The organism is Curvibacter sp. T50 (assembly GCF_057219955.1).
This window is the reverse complement of sequence record NZ_JBXVVU010000003.1, coordinates 297386-313907: the sequence shown is the minus strand read 5'-3', so window position 1 is coordinate 313907 and position 16522 is coordinate 297386. Positions and strand designations below refer to the sequence as shown.

Sequence of the window (16522 nt, the reverse complement as noted above, 5' to 3'; positions counted from 1 at the left end):
TTTCTGGTTCCCGGCACAGTGGCCCGCAAAGACATCAGGGCAACGGAATCAAGATCTTGAAGTCCGTTCTTCCGGGCACGCTGTCGCACTCGATCAATCCCTGATGCTGCTGCACAAAAGTCTGTGCCAGCGTCAGGCCCAGACCGGAGCCACCGTCCCGCCCGGAAACCAGCGGGTAGAAGATCCGATCCCTGATCGAGTCCGGTACACCGGGCCCGTTGTCGATGACATGCAATTCCAGTGCCAGACGATATCGCTTCTTGCCGAAAGTGACCTGCCTCGCAATCCGGGTGCGAAAAGTGATTTCGGCGGTGCCCTCCGCGATCGCGTCGGCCAGGGCCTGGGCCGCATTGTGGGTGATGTTGAGCACGGCCTGGATCAGCTGCTCGCGGTCGCCGCGGAACTCGGGGATCGAGGTGTCGTAGTCGCGCACGACGGTCAGGCCGCGCGGGAATTCGGCCAGGATCAGCGAACGCACGCGCTCGAACACCTCGTGAATGTTCACGTCACCGACCACATGGGGTTTGCGATGGGGCGCCAGCAGGCGATCGACCAGGCTCTGCAGGCGATCCGCCTCGTGAATGATGACCTGGGTGTACTCGCGCAACTCGGACGAATCGATCTCCATTTCGAGCAATTGCGCAGCCCCCCGGATGCCGCCGAGGGGATTCTTGATTTCATGGGCAAGATTGCGGATCAGTTCCTTGTTGGCCTGCGCCTGGTCGATCAGCCGCTCCTCGCGGCCTTGCCGGGTCTGGGCTTCCAGCGGCAGCAGCTCGATCACGATTTCGTCGGCCCGCTCGGTCTGGGCGACGATCACATGCACGGGCAGTGGGTCAAACTGGTTGCGAATCAGCCGCGCGTCGTAGCGCAGGGCGGCAAACTCATTGCCCTTCGCCCCTTCGAGGGCACTGCGCAAAACCATCGGCTCCTGGAAAAATGAGGGGGCTGACGCGCCCTGGATACTGCGGCGGGACTGGCCAATGGCGTCTTCGAGGGCCGAATTGGCAAACAGGACACTGCCATCCGTGCGAACGACGGCAACCAGCGTCGCCAGCAAATCCAGCGCGGCGAACCGGTCCGCGCCCGAGGCTTCGGCGCCGTTGCGGCCGGCGGGGCCGCTGGCACTCATCGGCTCGCTGCAGCCGCCGGGGCTGAGGCACTGGCCGCGGGGGGCGCACCACCCGGCAGGCGGGACAGTTCGCGCTTCAATCCGGTGATGTCGCTGTCCAGACGGGCAATACCGGCTTTCAGCTCAGCCACCCGTTCAATGTATTTCTGGTGATTCCTGAACTCGGCGCCCTGTTTTTCCGGCTCGCCGTTGTTGTATTCGCGGGCGATCTCTGCCCGACGACTTTCGGCCTTGCGCAACTCGGCCTCCAGAATGGCGCGGGCATCGGCGTCGCGGGCACGCTGCTCGTTGGTGTCGACCCGCGGGCCGCTCGACGGCGCGGCGGCGGGACGCGACGCACTGGCCGAGCCGTTGCCGGTGGCGGGCCGGGCCGCCGGAATGATCGTTACTGCGGTGCCTTCGATGAGCTGGCATCCGCGCGCGCGCGCCTCGTCGGGCTTGACCCGATCGGTGTATTCGTTGCCGGGACACTTGTAGATCCCGCCCTGCGCCAGCGCGGGCAGCCCCCCGCCGACCGTGGCGGCAAGAACGGCAAGTCGCAGGATTCGGACGATCAACATGACGGAAATTGAGGCGGTTTCAGACCGGTGAAAAGCGCAAGTATGGGGCAAAGTCGGCAAACCACACGGCAAACGCCCCGGAAAGCCCAGAAAAAAAGGACGGCCATGCCGTCCTTTTTTCTGAAACCCGACAGGTATTTACAGCGAATAGTACATGTCGTACTCGACCGGGTGCACCGCCATGCGGAAGCGCGTCACTTCGTTCGACTTCAGCTCGATGTAGGCATCGAGCATGGAGTCGGTGAACACGCCACCCTTGGTCAGGAAGGCGCGGTCCTTGTCCAGATGCTCCAGCGCCTGGTCCAGGCTGTGGCACACGGTAGGCACCAGCTTGTCCTCTTCCGGGGGCAGGTGGTAGAGGTCTTTGGTAGCGGCTTCGCCCGGGTGGATCTTGTTTTCCACCCCGTCCAGGCCCGCCATCATCAATGCCGAGAAGCACAGGTACGGATTGGCCATCGGATCCGGGAAACGCGCCTCGATACGGCGGGCTTTGTCCGAGGCCACGTGCGGGATACGGATGGAGGCCGAGCGGTTGCGGCTGGAATAGGCCAGTTTCACCGGAGCTTCGAAGTGCGGTACCAGGCGCTTGTAGCTGTTGGTGGTCGGGTTGGTGATGGCGTTCAAGGCGCGGGCGTGCTTGATGATGCCGCCGATGTAGTAGATGGCGAAATCGCTCAGGCCGGCGTAGCCGTTGCCCGCAAACAGGTTCTTGCCGTCCTTCCAGATGGACTGGTGCACGTGCATGCCCGATCCGTTGTCACCGGCGTAGGGCTTGGGCATGAAGGTCGCGGTCTTGCCATAGGCGTTGGCAACGTTCCAGACGACATATTTCAGCATCTGTGTCCAGTCGGCGCGCTCGACCAGCGTGCTGAACTTGGTACCGATTTCGTTCTGGCCAGCGCCAGCAACCTCATGGTGGAACACCTCGACCGGGATGCCCAGCGATTCGAGGATCAGCACCATTTCGGCGCGCATGTCGTGGGTGCTGTCGACCGGGGGGACCGGGAAGTAACCACCCTTTGTTGTCGGACGGTGACCGCGGTTGCCGCCTTCCAGCTGCTTGCCGCTGTTCCAGGGGGCCTCGTATTCTTCGATGGCGTAGAAGGTGTTGCCAGGTTCGTTGCTCCAGCGAACGCCGTCGAAAATGAAGAACTCGGGCTCCGGTCCGAAGTAGGCGGTGTCGCCCAGACCGGACGCCTTCAGGTAGGCTTCGGCACGGCGGGCAATGGAGCGCGGATCGCGGTCATAGGCCTTGCCGTCACCGGGTTCGAGCACGTCGCAGGTCAGAATCAGCGTGGATTCTTCGAAGAACGGGTCGATGTTGGCGGTGTTGGGGTCCGGCATCAGCAACATGTCGGACGCTTCGATGCCTTTCCAGCCGGCGATGGAAGAACCGTCGAAGGCATGACCATCGGTGAATTTCTCTTCATCGAAGTGCGAGACCGGCACGGTCACGTGCTGCTCCTTGCCGCGGGTATCGGTGAAGCGGAAGTCAACGAACTTGACTTCGTTCTCTTTCACCATGCTCATGACGTCTGCGACGCTCTTGGCCATCAGATTCTCCTGGTTGACGGGGGTTGATCGAATGTGAATTCGGGGTCACTGGATGCAGAATTTGTGCCAGACCGAGGCCGGCACACATGACAACCCGATGTTTCCGATTGTGCCCCGGAATTCACAGCCCCAAGGTCGCTGCAGCACAAAACAAGCCGCCCGACAGCTTGCGAGCAACCCATTTTGGTGCATCCGTAATGCACCAAAATAATGCGCTCAATTTATCGCACCAATTCGGGGCCTGTACGGGTGGTGAAGGGGGCCAACCCCGCCTTGAGATCGCGGTAGGCGGCCTCCACAGCCTCCACCTGCCCTTTGACGCCAAGCTCCACATGGCGACCCCACTCCGGATGGTCCACGCTGGGAAGACTGAAGACCTTGACACCGGGATGGTCCCGCTCGATCTGCAACATCAACGGCGTCAGTGTGGCCTCCATGGCATCAAACAGGATGATGGACCGCTCCTGACGGTTGAGCGGCGAGAACCACAGGGGCGGCAACTGGTCCAGCACCCATTCGATCATCGGCCAGGCCATCACCGGAAAGCCGGGAACAAAGTGAATGCCCGGACACGCCGGCGCCGCTGCGGCCTGATCTGATCCATCCAAAGGCGGCGGGTAACAGCTGAAACCCGGGATCTGGTTGTACGGATTCGGAATGATCTGCGCCCCGAGGGGGAACACGCCCATATTGAGTCGATGGATATGGCCCGGCCGCTCGGGGTCGTAGACCTTGCCCTGCTCGCGTGCCAGCGTCCGCATGCGCTCTTCGATCAGCGCCTTGGCCTGCGGGTGCAGCTGCAGTTCCACCCCCAGCGCTGCGGCGGCACATTGCCGGGTATGGTCGTCAGGAGTGGCCCCGATGCCCCCGGTCGAAAAAACGATGTCCCCGGAATCGAAAGCCCGCTGCAAGACCCGGGTGATGCGCCGCGGCTCATCTCCGACATACTCCGCCCAGGCCAGACCGGCGCCGCGCGCGGCCAGCAGCTCGGTCACCTTCGACAGGTGTTTGTCGGCCCGTTTGCCGGAAAGTATCTCGTCACCGATGACGATGAGTCCGAACGCCAGGGGTTCAGGCGCCCGGTGCGGGAAGTTTGGCTGGTTCATCCGGCAATGGTAGTGGGTCTGCGGCCAACACCGGTGTCACAGGGGCAACGGCCGCCACCGGCGCCGCCTCGGCACGCAAGCGGGACAATGCCGCCAGAGCAAAATGGGCAAACCACAGCGACGAAAACGCGAAAACCAGGTTGTAGATCCAGATCGCGACCGGCACCAGAACCAGGAACAAGGCCGCAAACAGGGCGCCGGAGGCCCATACCACACTCGGCACCGCCCCCAGAAAGCCCGAGATGATGCCCATCACCAGCAAAGGCCCCCGGTGCCGGCGAAACACCTCGGCCCGCTCGTCGGCGCTGGCATATTCGGCCAGCGCGTCAAAGGTCATGACACGGTACGTGAGCCACCCCCAGATGAGGGGTGGCAACACCAGAATCAGCGGTGGCACCAGCCACAGCGGCAGCGACACCGCCAGCGCAACCACCGCCAGGACCAGCGAACCGAGCGACCACACCACACTGAACAGCAGCGACGCGCCGTGTTTGCGCTCCAGATCGGGAAAGCGCCGTTCGCCCACCAGACGCACCAGCGCCGGCATCATCAGGACAGCCACCAGCAACAGCGAAGCGAGCACGACCACCGGGGTAACGGCGAGAATCACCAGCAGCGGCGCCAGTGCCGCGCGCAGGTTCGGCACCCCCAGCGTTTCGACCCACACGGCCAGGCGAGTCATGGTGGTACTGGCGTCCAGCGCGTGGCGAACCCAGTCCACCGCGGGTGTCCACCACAGGTATCCGAGACCCAGGCTGAGAACAACCAGGATCAGCAGCGGCAGGACCGACAGCGCAATGACCCGCGGATGCAGGCAATAAGCGGCGGCACGCCAGAAGGCATCAATGAGCGGCAACATGGCGCAAGCATAGCGCCCGGTTGACGCCGGTCAAGGCGCCTGGCGCACGGGCGGGCTGCCGAATCATGCCCGGCCGACCAGCCGGCGCAAGCCCTGGAGCTGCTGCGACCAGAATCCGCGTCCGTAGTCACGCCCCTGCTCCACCTGGTCGCGCACGCCGGTAGGGTCGAAGCGACGCTCGAAATTGGCGGTGCCAAACACCATGTCCCACCAGGGCAGGAGCACGCCGAAGTTAAAGCCTCCGAGAGTCCCCTTTCCCGCGCTCTCATGCCCGATGCCGATACTGTGATGCAAACGGTGAAAGCGCGGACTTACCCACAGCCGCTCGCCGACCCGCCCGAACCATATCTTCAGGTCGGCATGCTGGAAACTCTCACTCAACTGGCTGAGCGCCACCAGCGCGACAAACTGGCCAGGCCCGACTCCGATGAGGATTGCCAGCGTGACAAACAGCAGGTCGCGGATCACATCGTCGAGCAGGTGATTGCGGTTGTCGGACCACATCGTCATCTGGCGCTGCGAATGGTGCAGCGAATGCAAGGCCCACCACCATTCGAACTGGTGCTGCGCCCGATGGACCCAGTAATTGGCAAAATCGAACACCAGCAGGTAGATCAGAAAGGCCACCAGCGGGATGTCGGTCACACCGGGGATGAGCTGGTCGAGGTGAAACGTCGGCAGCCCCAGCGCGCGCAACTCGCCAATGCCCGCCTCCAGCCAGTTCTCGGCGGTGAAAAACATCACCAGTTTGAACAACCCGAGGCGGTGGATCAGCGTGTAGATCACATCCACGCGCACCGCCGCGCGGTCGACAATGGGCTCCACCGGCCAGAGCCGCTCCAGCGGCCCGATCACCGCCAGCATCACCGCGATCTGCAACAAGCCGACCAGCAGCCAGCCTGTGCCTTCAAAAGCATCCGGCAACAGGTTGGCCGCGCCAACGGCCAGTGCCAGCGGTTGCACTGCGGCCTCGAACACGGCCTGCTGCACCTGTCCGAACCAGTCCGTCAGGCTGTCCACTGGCTCACCCGCCGCGCTGCGCGATCCAGTCCCGGTATTGCGGGTGTGTGCGCAGCGTCTCGAAACAGAAGCCCTTGGCCTTGAGTCCGACGAGCAGCGGCTCCAGCACCGCCGGAGCCCATGGGTCCTGGCGCGACCAGATGCCCAGATGCGCCATCAGGATGTCGCCGGCGCGAATGTCGCGCAGGGCCTTTTTCAACAAGGCATCGTTCGGGTACTGCGCGCTGGGCAATTCGTCGCCCAGAAAACCGGCCGGCGCCCAGCCGACATGCTCGTATCCACAGGCCTTGGCCGCCGCCAGCAGGCGGGGCGAGGTCTTGCCGCCCGGCGCCCGGAACAGTGGCAGCGGCTTCTTGCCGGTATGGTCCTGCAGGCGCTCGGCCGCATAGGCAATATTGGCGCAGTACTTGGCCGCATCCCAGGTGAACTCACGCCCGGCCAGCGCCCCGGCGGAGGGCTGGATACGAAAGCGCGGCTCCACGCCCGGCAGATCACCCCGCCAGTAGGTATGGTCGTAGGTATGCGAGGCGAATTCATGCCCCTCGGCGGCACGCGCCTTCCACCAGGGCGCCCAATGATTGCCCAGACTGCCGTCGCCCTCCTGGGTCTTCTCGTTGGCAGCGAAAAACGTCACCCGGACCTGCTGGCGGCGCAGCACATCGGCCACCAACGGCGCCACACCCATGTGCCCGGTGTCAAACGTCAGGTACACGGGCCTGGCGCAGGCCGATTTCGCATCATTTTGGGCCATAGCCAGCGCAAAATGGTCTATCAGCGCTACTCCAACGATAGCGAACGCAGCCGCCCGAACCCTAGCGGGGCGTCGAAAATGGATGGACTTACTGGCGCGGCGCATGATCCAGGGTCCACACACCATGGGGCGACTTGCCGACTTTGACCTGCCGCACCACCGCGCGGGAGCGGGTGTCGATCACGGTCAGTTTTCCCGCCCAGCGCGACGCCACCAGAATGAAATTCCCGTCGGCCGACACATCCATACAGTCGGGGCCGGACGGCCCGGGATATCGGTCGACTACGGCCATGGCCTGGTAGTCGAACTTGCTGATGGTGTTGGCCACCCGGTTGCTGACGTAAACATGCCGCCGGTCGCCCGCGGCGCGGAAGGCATGGGCCCCCTGGCCCGTACGAACGGTGTTGACCAGGCGGGCGCCCGACCCGGACACGTCGAATACCTGCACCCCGTCACCTCCGGTCAAGGCCACCAGCAGGTGTTTGTCGTCGGGCGTGCCAAACACGTCGGCCGGCAGCGAACCGGTCTTGATCCGCCACTTGATCGACTGCGTGGCCAGATCGATGGACACCAGTTCGTCGCTATCTTGCATGGTCGCCCAGACCGTGGTGCTGCGCGTATCAATCCACAGGTGGCTGGGCGTTTTGCCGGTGGGAATGCGTTTGGCAAGATGCATGTCCCTGCCGTCCCAGCGATAGATGTCCACATGGTTGAGCCGGTTGGCAGCCGTGACGAACCACTTCATGTCCGGCGAAAAACGCAGGTGGTACGGATCGAGGATGTTGCGGACCTCGCGCTGCACCTCGGCGGTGCGCGGGTCGATGAAGGTGAGTGAATCACTGAGCGCATTGGCCACAATGACCGACTTTTCGTCGGGCGTCATATAAAGATGGTGTGGCTCCTTGCCGGTCGGAATGCGCTTGGTCTCCTTCCAGGTGGTCGGATCGATGACGCTGACGTTGCCATCCAGCGAATTGAGCACAAAGACCGGGGCCGGGGACACCGCCAGTGCCGGGTTGCCACCCAGCAACCCGGCCATCAGAACCAAAAACGGCAAAAATCGGGAAAAAACGCGCACTACAACACCAACTTTCAGACAGCCCGCAAGTGTAGCCGTCGGCTCGGGCGCCGCCGTCCACGGTCACGCGAACAACCCCATGAACTTGATCCAAATCAACGCCACCGCCCTGGAAATCCGAGCGATCGCCGCCCCCGCTGGCACCCCAGCGGCCGCCCCGCTGGTCTTCCTGCACGAAGGCCTGGGCTCGGTGGCGATGTGGCGCGACTGGCCCGACCAGCTGTGCGCCGCCACCGGCCGCGCCGGCCTGGTCTTCTCGCGCCGCGGCTACGGCCGCTCCAGCCCGGTGCCCGACGTGCGCGACACGGGCCGCCTGGCGCCCGACTACATGCACCGCGAAGCCTGGGAGGTGCTGCCCGCGCTGCTGGCCCGACTGGGCATCGAACGTCCGGTGCTGGTGGGCCACTCCGACGGCGGCACCATCGCGCTGCTGCACGCCAGCCGATTCCCGGTCGCAGCCTGCGTCGTGATGGCGCCGCATGTCATGGTCGAAGATGTGTCGGTGGCCGCCATCGCGCAGGCGCGCGACGCCTACGCCAGCGGCCTGCGCGAACGCCTGGCCCGCTATCACGACAATGTGGACAGCGCCTTCTGGCAATGGAACGACGTGTGGCTCAGCGACTCCTTCCGCGCCTTCGACATCCGCGAAGACTGCCGCCGCATCACCGCCCCGCTGCTGGCCATCCAGGGCGAGGACGACCCCTACGGCACCCTGGCGCAGATCGACGACATCGCCACCCGCGCCCCGCAGACCGGCCTGCTCAAGCTGCCGGATTGTGGCCACTCACCCCACAAGGACCAGCCTGACACGGTGCAAGCCGCAATCACGACATTTCTGGCAGGGGTTGAATAGTCCCGCATCGATAGCAAAAGATGACCATTCTGCGCTGGGTACGGGCAATTTTCGCCTGGAAACGACCTGAAGACGGCCCACCAGCTGTCGGTGCACGGTTTCGAAGCCGCTGACAGCAGGCGTCCCACGGCCGGCACGCCCCGATTCGGACTCAACCGGTGATGGCGGCTAGGTCGCCGGGGGTCAGCCAGCGCCACTGGCCGGGCGCCAGGTCGCCCGGCAGGCGAAACCCGCCCACCTGCGAGCGGTGCAGGCCTTCGACCCGGTTGCCGACTGCGGCCAGCATGCGTTTGACCTGGTGGTATTTGCCTTCGGTCAGTGTCAGGCGCAGGTGGTGTTCGCCCACGGCTTCGCAGGCGGCGGCCTTGACGGGACGGGGGTCGTCGTCCAGCACCACACCGGCCAGCAGACGCTGCACCTGGGCGTCCGTCAGCGGGTGCTTCACCGTCACTTCGTACACCTTGGGCACATGTTTGCGCGGCGAATTCATGCGGTGGATGAAGGTGCCGTCGTCGGTCAGCAGCAGCAGGCCGGTGGTGTCCTGGTCCAGCCGGCCCACGGCCTGCACACCCTGCACCGCGCCTTTTTGCGGGCGCTGGCGCAGCGGGCCGGGCAGCAGGGTGTAGATGCTGGGCCAGGTGGAGGGTTTTTGCGAACATTCGGTGCCGGCCGGCTTGTGCAGCACCAGGTAGGCCTTGTCGTGCCAGGTCCAGTCGGTGCCCTGCACCGAAAACGCCAGGCCCTCGGGCTGGAAGTCGGCACCGGCGTCGGTCACCACCGCGTCGGCCACACGGACATGGCCTTGCTGGATCAGGCCCGCGCACACGCGGCGCGTGCCGAAGCCCTGGGTGTAGAGGATGTCATCGAGTCGCATGGCAAAGGGCGCCGGTGCACCGGCCGGGCCGGCGCCTGCCGGGACGCAACAGGTTCAGGTTTTGGGCAGCGTGACCCCGTGCTGGCCCTGGTATTTGCCGCCGCGGTCCTTGTAGCTGGTTTCGCAGACCTCGTCGCTCTCGAAGAACAGCACCTGGGCGCAGCCCTCGCCCGCGTAGATCTTGGCGGGCAGCGGCGTGGTGTTGCTGAATTCGAGGGTCACATAGCCTTCCCACTCCGGCTCGAAGGGCGTGACGTTGACGATGATGCCGCAGCGGGCATAGGTGCTTTTGCCCAGGCAGATGGTCAGCACGTTGCGCGGGATGCGGAAATATTCCATCGTGCGCGCCAGCGCGAAGCTGTTGGGCGGGATGATGCAGACATCACTCTCGATGTCCACAAAGCTTTTCTCGTCAAAGTTTTTGGGGTCCACCACCGTGCTGTGGATGTTGGTGAACACCTTGAACTCGCGCGCGCAGCGGATGTCATACCCGTAGCTGCTGGTGCCGTAGCTGACGATCTTGTGCCCGTCGGCGGCCGTGCGGACCTGGCCGGGCTCGAACGGCTCGATCATGCCGTGCTGCTGCGCCATGCGGCGGATCCATTTGTCGCTCTTGATGCTCATCGGGTGCTCTCCTGCGGGCATTGTAGGCGGGCGATCCGCACGGACGGCCTGCGGCGAGGCGCGGTGACTCTTTCGGCAATCGGTCAGAGGACTATGTTTTCCATAGCATGAATCGACCTTTTTACGCTGGCTATTTCCCTAAATCATGCTGAAATCACGGTCCGGGTGACCACCCGGTCGTCACCCAGCACAATCATCGCGAAAAGCAGCTCTTCCAGCGAGTTCGCGGCGGCCGTGCGCCGGGCCAGCAGCGGCGTCGCCGCGGGATCGAGCACGACGAAATCGGCCTCGCACCCGGGCGCCAGATTGCCCACCACCCCTTCGAGCCCCAGCGAGCGCGCCGCGCCGGCGGTGTGTTGCCACCACAGCTGCTGCGGGCTCAGGCTCAGGCCGGGTTTGGTCCGGCCTTCACGCCCCACGGTGTAGGCCGCCAGCATGGTGTGGAACGGGCTGAAGCTGGTGCCGCCGCCCACGTCGCTGGCCAGGCCGAAGCGGAAACCCACCCGCTCGGCGCCGGCGTAGTCGAAAAAGCCGCTGCCCAGGAACAGGTTGCTGGTGGGGCTGACGGCCGCGGCCGTGCCGGTGTCGCGCATCAGCGCCCGGTCGTGGTCGTCGAAGTGGATGCAGTGGGCGTACACCGCGCGATCGCGCATCAGCCCGTGGTCGTCATAGACCGCCAGATAGGAGCGCGAGGCCGGGAACAGCTCACGCGCCCAGCGCACCTCGTCCAGGTTCTCGGCGACATGGGACTGGATCCACACGTCCGGGTGGCGCGCGGCCAGTTCGCCGGCGCCCAGCAGCTGCGCCTCGGTGCAGCTTGGGGCAAAGCGCGGTGTGATGGCGTAACCCAGCCGGTCCACGCCGTGCCATCGGCGAATCAGCGCCTCGGTGTCGATCAGGCTTTGCTCGGTCTGGTCGCGCACGCCGTCGGGGCTGTGGCGGTCCTGCAGCACCTTGCCGGTGATCAGCCGCAGGCCGCGCCGCTGCGCCTCGGTGAACAGCGCGTCGACCGACGCCGGGTGCGAGGTGGCGAAGGTCAGCGCCGTGGTGACACCGTGGCGGGCCAGTTCGTCCAGAAAAAAGCGCGCCACGTCCGCGGCGTAGGCGGCGTCGGCAAAACGGGCCTCGTGCGGAAAGGTGTAGTGCTCCAGCCAGGGCAGCAGGCCGTCGGCGGGCGAGCCGATCACATCGGTCTGCGGGTAATGGATATGCAGGTCGATGAAACCCGGTGCCAGGATGTGGCCGGGCAGGTGCTCCACCGGCACATCGGGGAAGTCCTGCACGGTGGCGGCATAGGGACCGGCGGCCCGCACCACCGCCCGGCCCGCCGGGCCGGGACCGGTGACCAGCAGGCCGTCGTCGTCGAACAGGGCGCTGCCGTCGTGGGCAAAGCGCAACAGGCGGGCGCGATAGGCTTTCATGGCGGCGAGCATAGGCACATTCCAGGCCAGCGGCATATGCCGGGCCGAATGACGGTCATGCGCGACACCCGCATCAGCGCGGCAGCTTGCCCGCGACGCCTTCGACCAGCCAGTTCATGGTGAGGATCTGCCCGTCAGTCAGGGTCTGGCCGGCCGCGATCTGCTCGCGCCCTTCGTTGTCGCGGACCACGGTGCGGGCGTGGAAAGGGTGCAGGCGTCCGGCGGCGATGTCCTGCTGGCGCGCCAGCACTTCGTCTTGCACCGCTTTGGGCACTTTGGGGCCGAAATCGCCGACACGAATCATGCCCTCCTTGACACCGCCCCAGACCTGGCCGCTTTTCCAGGTGCCAGCGGCCACCGCCCGGACCCGTGCGGTGTAGTAGGCGCCCCACTGGTGCGTCACCGCGACGATCTGGGCATCGGGGCCGACACGGCGCATGTCCGAGTGGTAGGCCACGGCCATCCTGCCGCGCTCCTGGGCGGCGGCCATCACGGCGGTGGATCCGGTGTGAAAGGCGATCACGTCCACATCCTGATTGAACAGTGTCATGGCCGCGTCGCGCTCGCGCGGAGGGTCGAACCAGGCGTTGAGCCAGACCACCTTGACTTCGGCCTTGGGGTTCACCGACCGCATGCCCAGCGCAAAGGCGTTGATGCCCTGCAGCACTTCAGGAATCGGAAATCCCGCCACGTAGCCGGCGATGTGGGTCCGGGTCATGCGCCCGGCGGCGATGCCGGCCAGATAGCGCCCCTCGTAATAGCGGGCATTGGCCGTGGCCACGTTCTCGGCGGTCTTGTAGCCGGTGATGGACTCGAACTTCACGCCGGGAAAATCTCTGGCGACCTTCAGCGTCGGCTCCATATAGCCAAAGCTGGGCGTGAAAATGATCTGGTGACCCTGACGCGCCAGGTCGCGAATCACGCGTTCGGCATCGGCACCTTCGGCGACGTTTTCGACAAAGCTGGTTTTCACACCGGCGCCCAGCGCCGCCTCGACCGCCTTGCGCCCCTCGTCGTGCTGGCGGGTCCAGCCGGCTTCGGTGATTGGCGAGACATAGACGAAACCCGCCTTGACCGGCTCCGATGCGGTGCGGGTCTGGCCCTGGGCGGGGGGGAGCAGTATGGCGGCGGCAAAAAAGACACAGGCAGCGGCGCGCGAGGCCGCGGCGAGGTTTTTGTACATGGTGTTCCTCTACATGGCCCCGGGAATAGACAAGAAAAAAGGCCGCCGGGGCGCAGCCTTTCCTTTCGATTTTACCGCTCAGGCGGGCGGCTCGCCCGGCAACGGACCGGTCTCGGTGGCGGCGGCGGGCTTTTGCGACGCCGGCTCGTGCGACTGCGTGTACAGGTCCCAGACGGCCAGAAACATGGCGGCCACCATGGGCCCCAGCACAAAACCGTTGAGGCCGAACGCCGCCAGGCCGCCCAGGGTGGTCATCAACACCACGTAGTCGGGCAATCCGGTGTCCTTGCCCACCAGAATGGGGCGCAACAGGTTGTCGACCAATCCGATGACCAGAACACCCCAGGCGACCAGGGCCAGGGCCTTGAGCACCGCACCTGTGGCAAACAGATACAGCGCCACGGGCGCCCATACCAGTGAGGCACCCACCGCCGGCACCATCGACAGGAAGGCCATCACGGTACCCCACAACACCGCGCCCGACACCCCCAGGAAGCCAAACGCCAGGCCGCCCAACGAGCCCTGGACCACCGCCACCACCAGATTGCCTTTGACCGTGGCGCGCACCACCGTGGCAAAACGTTCCATCAGCGCGTCCGCATGCCCCCGCGGCAGCGTGATGGCGCGTCGCACTTTGGCGGCCAGACTCTGGCCATCGCGGATCAGGAAAAAGGCCAGGTACAGCGTGATGCACAGGTGGAGCACAAACTCGAAGCTGTTCTGCCCTATGTTGAACACCTGCCCGGCGATGAACTGCGTGCTGCGCGCCAGCGCGGCGGTGATACGGGCCTGCAGGACATCGAACTCGGCCAGGCCGAATCGGTCAAGCACCACCAGCACCCAACCCGGCAACGCGTCAAAGACCCGGTGCGCAGCCTCGGCAAGGTTCCATTGCCCGGACCGCAGGCGCTCGACGGCCGCCGCCAGTTCGACCGCCAGCGATCCGGCAATGAAACCGAAAGGAATGACCAGCAGGATCACCACCAGCAGAACGGTCAGGGCGGCGGCGAGGTTCGGCCGAGGACCCAGGCGCCCCAGCAGCGCCTGGAACACCGGCGCGAACAACAGCCCCAGAATCACACCCCAGAGAATCGCCCCCAGAAAAGGCTGCAGCACCCAGGCGAGCGCGACGCCGACCACCAGCAACGCGCCCAGAAGCACACGGCGGGTGGTCAGCGACTGCCCGGCAAGTTGGTCTGTTTCCATGGTCAGTCGTGCTCGACGAAACGCTCAAACGTCTCTTTGAGGGCGTGAACCCAGCGGCGCTGTTCGCTTTCCGGCGCAAAACTGGCCTGCAGGCTGTTGTGGGCCAGTGTCCAGGCGTCCTGGGTGCTCAGATGCAGGGCCGCGAAGGTCTGCAGGAAGTTGTCATTGATATAACCACCGAAATAGGCCGGATCATCGGAGTTGATGGTGACGCACAGGCCGGCATCCAGCAACTGACGCAGGTTGTGGTCTTTCAGGTCGGGAAACACACACAACTTCTGGTTCGACAGCGGACACACCGTCAGCGGGATGCGCTCTTTCGCCAGGCGCGCCATCAGCGCCGGGTCTCGGGCACTTTGCACGCCGTGGTCGATGCGCTGAACTTTGAGCAGGTCCAGCGCGCTCCAGATGTAGGCCGGCGGCCCTTCCTCGCCCGCATGGGCGACGAGGTGCAGTCCGAGTTCGCGGCAGCGCCCGAACACTCGGGTGAACTTCTCGGGCGGATGGCCGACCTCGCTGGAATCGAGGCCAACGCCGATGAAGCGGTCGCGAAACGGCAGTGCCTGCTCCAGCGTGGCGAACGCGTCGTCTTCGCTGAGGTGGCGCAGGAAGCACAGGATCAGGTCGGCGCTGATGCCCAGCTTGGTGCCGGCATCGGTGCAGGCGCGGCGCAGGCCGGTGATCACCGTTTCCATCGACACACCCCGCGCTGTGTGGGTCTGCGGGTCGAAGAAGAGCTCGGCACGCACCACGTTGTCGGCCTTGGCTTTCTCGAAATAGGCCCAGGCCATGTCGTAGAAGTCCTGCTCCTTCAGCAGCACGCTGGCGCCGGCGTAGTAGATGTCGAGAAAGCTCTGCAGGTCCGTGAAGGCGTAGGCCGCGCGCAAGGCTTCCACGCTGGCGTAGGGCAGCGCCACACCGTTACGCTGCGCCAGCGCGAAGATCATCTCCGGCTCCAGCGAGCCCTCGATATGGATGTGCAGCTCGGCCTTGGGCATGGCGCGCAGCAGTTGGGGTAGCCGGTCGGGCGCAACGGGGTGGACTTTGAACATGGTGGAACTCCAGAAAAAAGGCCGCCCGAAGGCGGCCCTGGTTTCAGCTCATCGGATGATCACTTTTTATCACCACCGGGGATCTTGCCTTCCACGCCCTTGACGTAGAAATTGACACCACCGAGGAATTTGTCGTCGGCTACGGCGTCTTTGGCCAGCACTTCCTTGCCATCCTGACCGACGATCGGACCTTTCCAGATGACAAAACTGCCGTCCTTCAGACCAGCACGAATTTCATCGACGCGCTTCTTGGTGTCTTCGGGCACGTCGGCCGCAACGGACACCATGTCGATCGCACCTTCCTTGACGCCCCACCAGCTCTGGCCGGTGGTCCACTTGCCTTCGAGCGCCTCGCGCGTGGCCTTGATGTAGTACGGACCCCAGTTGATGATCGCCGATCCCAGGTGCGCCTTGGGACCGTAGGCGGTCATGTCGCTGTCCCAGCCGAAGGCACGCTTGCCCATCTTCTCGGCGGTCTGCAAGACGGCCGAGGAATCGGTGTTCTGCATCAGCACGTCGGCGCCACCGTTGATCAGCGCAGTGGCGGCCTCGGTTTCCTTGGGCGGATTGAACCATTCGCCCACCCAGACCACCTTGGTCTTGATCTTGGGGTTGACCGATTGCGCACCCAGCGTGAAGCTGTTGATGTTGCGGATGACCTCGGGAATGGGAATCGAGCCGACGACCCCCAGCGTGTTGGACTTGGTCATCTTGCCGGCGATGACACCGGCCATGTACGCGCCCTCATACGTGCGGCTGTCGTACGTGCGCATGTTCTCGGCCGTCTTGTAGCCGGTGGCATGTTCGAACTTGATCCCCTTGTTGTCGGCCGCAACCTTGAGCATGGGTTCCATATAGCCGAAGGTAGTGCCGAAGATCAGCTTGTTGCCTTGCGCGGCCATGTCGCGGATCACGCGCTCGGCGTCGGCGCTTTCGGGCACTTTCTCGACGAAGCTGGTGACGACCTTGTCACCGAATTCTTTCTCGATCGCCTTGCGACCGTTGTCGTGCGCGAACGTCCAGCCGCCATCACCGACCGGTCCGACGTAGGCGAAGGCAATCTTCAGCGGCTCAGGCTTGGCCGGAGCCGAAGCAGGAGCAGCCGCCGGCGCAGCAGCGGGTTTGGCTTCTTCTTTTTTGCCACAGCCGGCGAGGGCGGCCGCGGCAATGGCCGTAAATGCCGCCGCCTTGAGCAGGGAGCGCTTGCGAAGATCAGTCATGGATGTTCCTGAAGAGTCAAGGTTGAAAA

Annotated in this window: 16 protein-coding genes; 1 reads left to right on the top strand and 15 read right to left on the bottom strand. The window is 64.7% G+C overall.

Features of this window, described 5'->3' with window-relative positions:
- Positions 1 to 34: 34 nt before the first annotated feature.
- The 8 genes from glnL to AC2EBU_RS13075 form a co-directional block, all read right to left on the bottom strand.
- Complete coding sequence (gene glnL / locus AC2EBU_RS13110; protein WP_484610874.1) at positions 35 to 1132, bottom strand: nitrogen regulation protein NR(II); 1098 nt, start codon at positions 1130 to 1132, stop codon at positions 35 to 37.
- Entirely contained in the window at positions 1129 to 1692 is a 564-nt protein-coding gene (locus tag AC2EBU_RS13105; RefSeq protein WP_484610873.1) for a hypothetical protein, read from the bottom strand. The genes glnL and AC2EBU_RS13105 overlap by 4 nt, the downstream gene beginning before the upstream one ends.
- Before the next feature lie 138 nt (positions 1693 to 1830).
- On the bottom strand, positions 1831 to 3246 hold the full coding sequence (gene glnA, locus AC2EBU_RS13100) for a type I glutamate--ammonia ligase (protein WP_484610872.1): 1416 nt from the start codon (positions 3244 to 3246) through the stop codon (positions 1831 to 1833).
- Positions 3247 to 3467: 221 nt separating this feature from the next.
- Entirely contained in the window at positions 3468 to 4352 is an 885-nt protein-coding gene (locus AC2EBU_RS13095) for a competence/damage-inducible protein A (protein ID WP_484610871.1), read from the bottom strand.
- Positions 4318 to 5211, bottom strand: a complete 894-nt coding sequence (locus tag AC2EBU_RS13090) for an EI24 domain-containing protein (RefSeq protein ID WP_484610870.1) — start codon at positions 5209 to 5211, stop codon at positions 4318 to 4320. Before AC2EBU_RS13090 ends, AC2EBU_RS13095 begins: the two co-directional genes overlap by 35 nt.
- A 63-nt stretch (positions 5212 to 5274) precedes the next feature.
- The gene (locus tag AC2EBU_RS13085) at positions 5275 to 6231 is read right to left on the bottom strand and encodes a sterol desaturase family protein (RefSeq protein WP_484610869.1); all 957 of its coding nucleotides are present in this window, start codon (positions 6229 to 6231) and stop codon (positions 5275 to 5277) included.
- 4 nt (positions 6232 to 6235) lie between these two features.
- A complete protein-coding gene (locus tag AC2EBU_RS13080) occupies positions 6236 to 6982 on the bottom strand; it encodes a polysaccharide deacetylase family protein (protein WP_484610868.1) in 747 nt (248 codons plus the stop codon).
- Between the two features lie 88 nt (positions 6983 to 7070).
- The gene (locus AC2EBU_RS13075) at positions 7071 to 8021 is read right to left on the bottom strand and encodes a YncE family protein (RefSeq protein ID WP_484610867.1); all 951 of its coding nucleotides are present in this window, start codon (positions 8019 to 8021) and stop codon (positions 7071 to 7073) included.
- 118 nt (positions 8022 to 8139) lie between these two features.
- Here AC2EBU_RS13075 and AC2EBU_RS13070 point away from each other — a divergent pair, with 118 nt between their 5' ends.
- Complete coding sequence (locus AC2EBU_RS13070) at positions 8140 to 8913, top strand: alpha/beta fold hydrolase (RefSeq protein WP_484610866.1); 774 nt, start codon at positions 8140 to 8142, stop codon at positions 8911 to 8913.
- A 151-nt stretch (positions 8914 to 9064) separates the two neighbouring features.
- On the opposite strand, the gene AC2EBU_RS13065 is transcribed toward AC2EBU_RS13070, so the two are convergent.
- From AC2EBU_RS13065 to AC2EBU_RS13035, 7 genes are all read right to left on the bottom strand, one after another.
- The gene (locus AC2EBU_RS13065) at positions 9065 to 9787 is read right to left on the bottom strand and encodes a pseudouridine synthase (RefSeq protein ID WP_484610865.1); all 723 of its coding nucleotides are present in this window, start codon (positions 9785 to 9787) and stop codon (positions 9065 to 9067) included.
- Positions 9788 to 9841: 54 nt separating this feature from the next.
- Positions 9842 to 10411: a dCTP deaminase gene (gene dcd / locus AC2EBU_RS13060; protein WP_484610864.1), complete on the bottom strand. Its 570-nt coding sequence runs from the start codon at positions 10409 to 10411 to the stop codon at positions 9842 to 9844.
- 143 nt (positions 10412 to 10554) lie between these two features.
- Positions 10555 to 11832 (bottom strand): guanine deaminase, encoded by a 1278-nt coding sequence (gene guaD, locus AC2EBU_RS13055; RefSeq protein ID WP_484610863.1) that lies wholly within the window; start codon positions 11830 to 11832, stop codon positions 10555 to 10557.
- Positions 11833 to 11905: 73 nt separating this feature from the next.
- Positions 11906 to 13015: a BMP family ABC transporter substrate-binding protein gene (locus AC2EBU_RS13050; RefSeq protein ID WP_484610862.1), complete on the bottom strand. Its 1110-nt coding sequence runs from the start codon at positions 13013 to 13015 to the stop codon at positions 11906 to 11908.
- Positions 13016 to 13093: 78 nt separating this feature from the next.
- Positions 13094 to 14221 (bottom strand): AI-2E family transporter, encoded by a 1128-nt coding sequence (locus AC2EBU_RS13045; protein ID WP_484610861.1) that lies wholly within the window; start codon positions 14219 to 14221, stop codon positions 13094 to 13096.
- A 2-nt stretch (positions 14222 to 14223) separates the two neighbouring features.
- A complete protein-coding gene (locus AC2EBU_RS13040) occupies positions 14224 to 15273 on the bottom strand; it encodes an adenosine deaminase (protein WP_484610860.1) in 1050 nt (349 codons plus the stop codon).
- A gap of 59 nt (positions 15274 to 15332) precedes the next feature.
- Positions 15333 to 16493, bottom strand: a complete 1161-nt coding sequence (locus tag AC2EBU_RS13035; RefSeq protein WP_484610859.1) for a BMP family ABC transporter substrate-binding protein — start codon at positions 16491 to 16493, stop codon at positions 15333 to 15335.
- Between the last annotated feature and the right edge of the window lie 29 nt (positions 16494 to 16522).

Bases quoted from the DNA above. Each gene is read 5' to 3' on its own strand.
- AC2EBU_RS13105 (WP_484610873.1), bottom strand. From the start codon at position 1,692: ATGTTGATCGTCCGAATCCTGCGACTTGCCGTTCTTGCCGCCACGGTC.
- AC2EBU_RS13040 (WP_484610860.1), bottom strand. From the start codon at position 15,273: ATGTTCAAAGTCCACCCCGTTGCGCCCGACCGGCTACCCCAACTGCTG.
- AC2EBU_RS13080 (WP_484610868.1), bottom strand. From the start codon at position 6,982: ATGGCCCAAAATGATGCGAAATCGGCCTGCGCCAGGCCCGTGTACCTG.
- AC2EBU_RS13095 (WP_484610871.1), bottom strand. From the start codon at position 4,352: ATGAACCAGCCAAACTTCCCGCACCGGGCGCCTGAACCCCTGGCGTTC.
- dcd (WP_484610864.1), bottom strand. From the start codon at position 10,411: ATGAGCATCAAGAGCGACAAATGGATCCGCCGCATGGCGCAGCAGCAC.
- AC2EBU_RS13090 (WP_484610870.1), bottom strand. From the start codon at position 5,211: ATGTTGCCGCTCATTGATGCCTTCTGGCGTGCCGCCGCTTATTGCCTG.
- glnA (WP_484610872.1), bottom strand. From the start codon at position 3,246: ATGGCCAAGAGCGTCGCAGACGTCATGAGCATGGTGAAAGAGAACGAA.
- AC2EBU_RS13070 (WP_484610866.1), top strand. From the start codon at position 8,140: ATGAACTTGATCCAAATCAACGCCACCGCCCTGGAAATCCGAGCGATC.
- AC2EBU_RS13045 (WP_484610861.1), bottom strand. From the start codon at position 14,221: ATGGAAACAGACCAACTTGCCGGGCAGTCGCTGACCACCCGCCGTGTG.
- AC2EBU_RS13050 (WP_484610862.1), bottom strand. From the start codon at position 13,015: ATGTACAAAAACCTCGCCGCGGCCTCGCGCGCCGCTGCCTGTGTCTTT.
- AC2EBU_RS13075 (WP_484610867.1), bottom strand. From the start codon at position 8,021: ATGGCCGGGTTGCTGGGTGGCAACCCGGCACTGGCGGTGTCCCCGGCC.
- glnL (WP_484610874.1), bottom strand. From the start codon at position 1,132: ATGAGTGCCAGCGGCCCCGCCGGCCGCAACGGCGCCGAAGCCTCGGGC.
- AC2EBU_RS13065 (WP_484610865.1), bottom strand. From the start codon at position 9,787: ATGCGACTCGATGACATCCTCTACACCCAGGGCTTCGGCACGCGCCGC.
- guaD (WP_484610863.1), bottom strand. From the start codon at position 11,832: ATGAAAGCCTATCGCGCCCGCCTGTTGCGCTTTGCCCACGACGGCAGC.
- AC2EBU_RS13035 (WP_484610859.1), bottom strand. From the start codon at position 16,493: ATGACTGATCTTCGCAAGCGCTCCCTGCTCAAGGCGGCGGCATTTACG.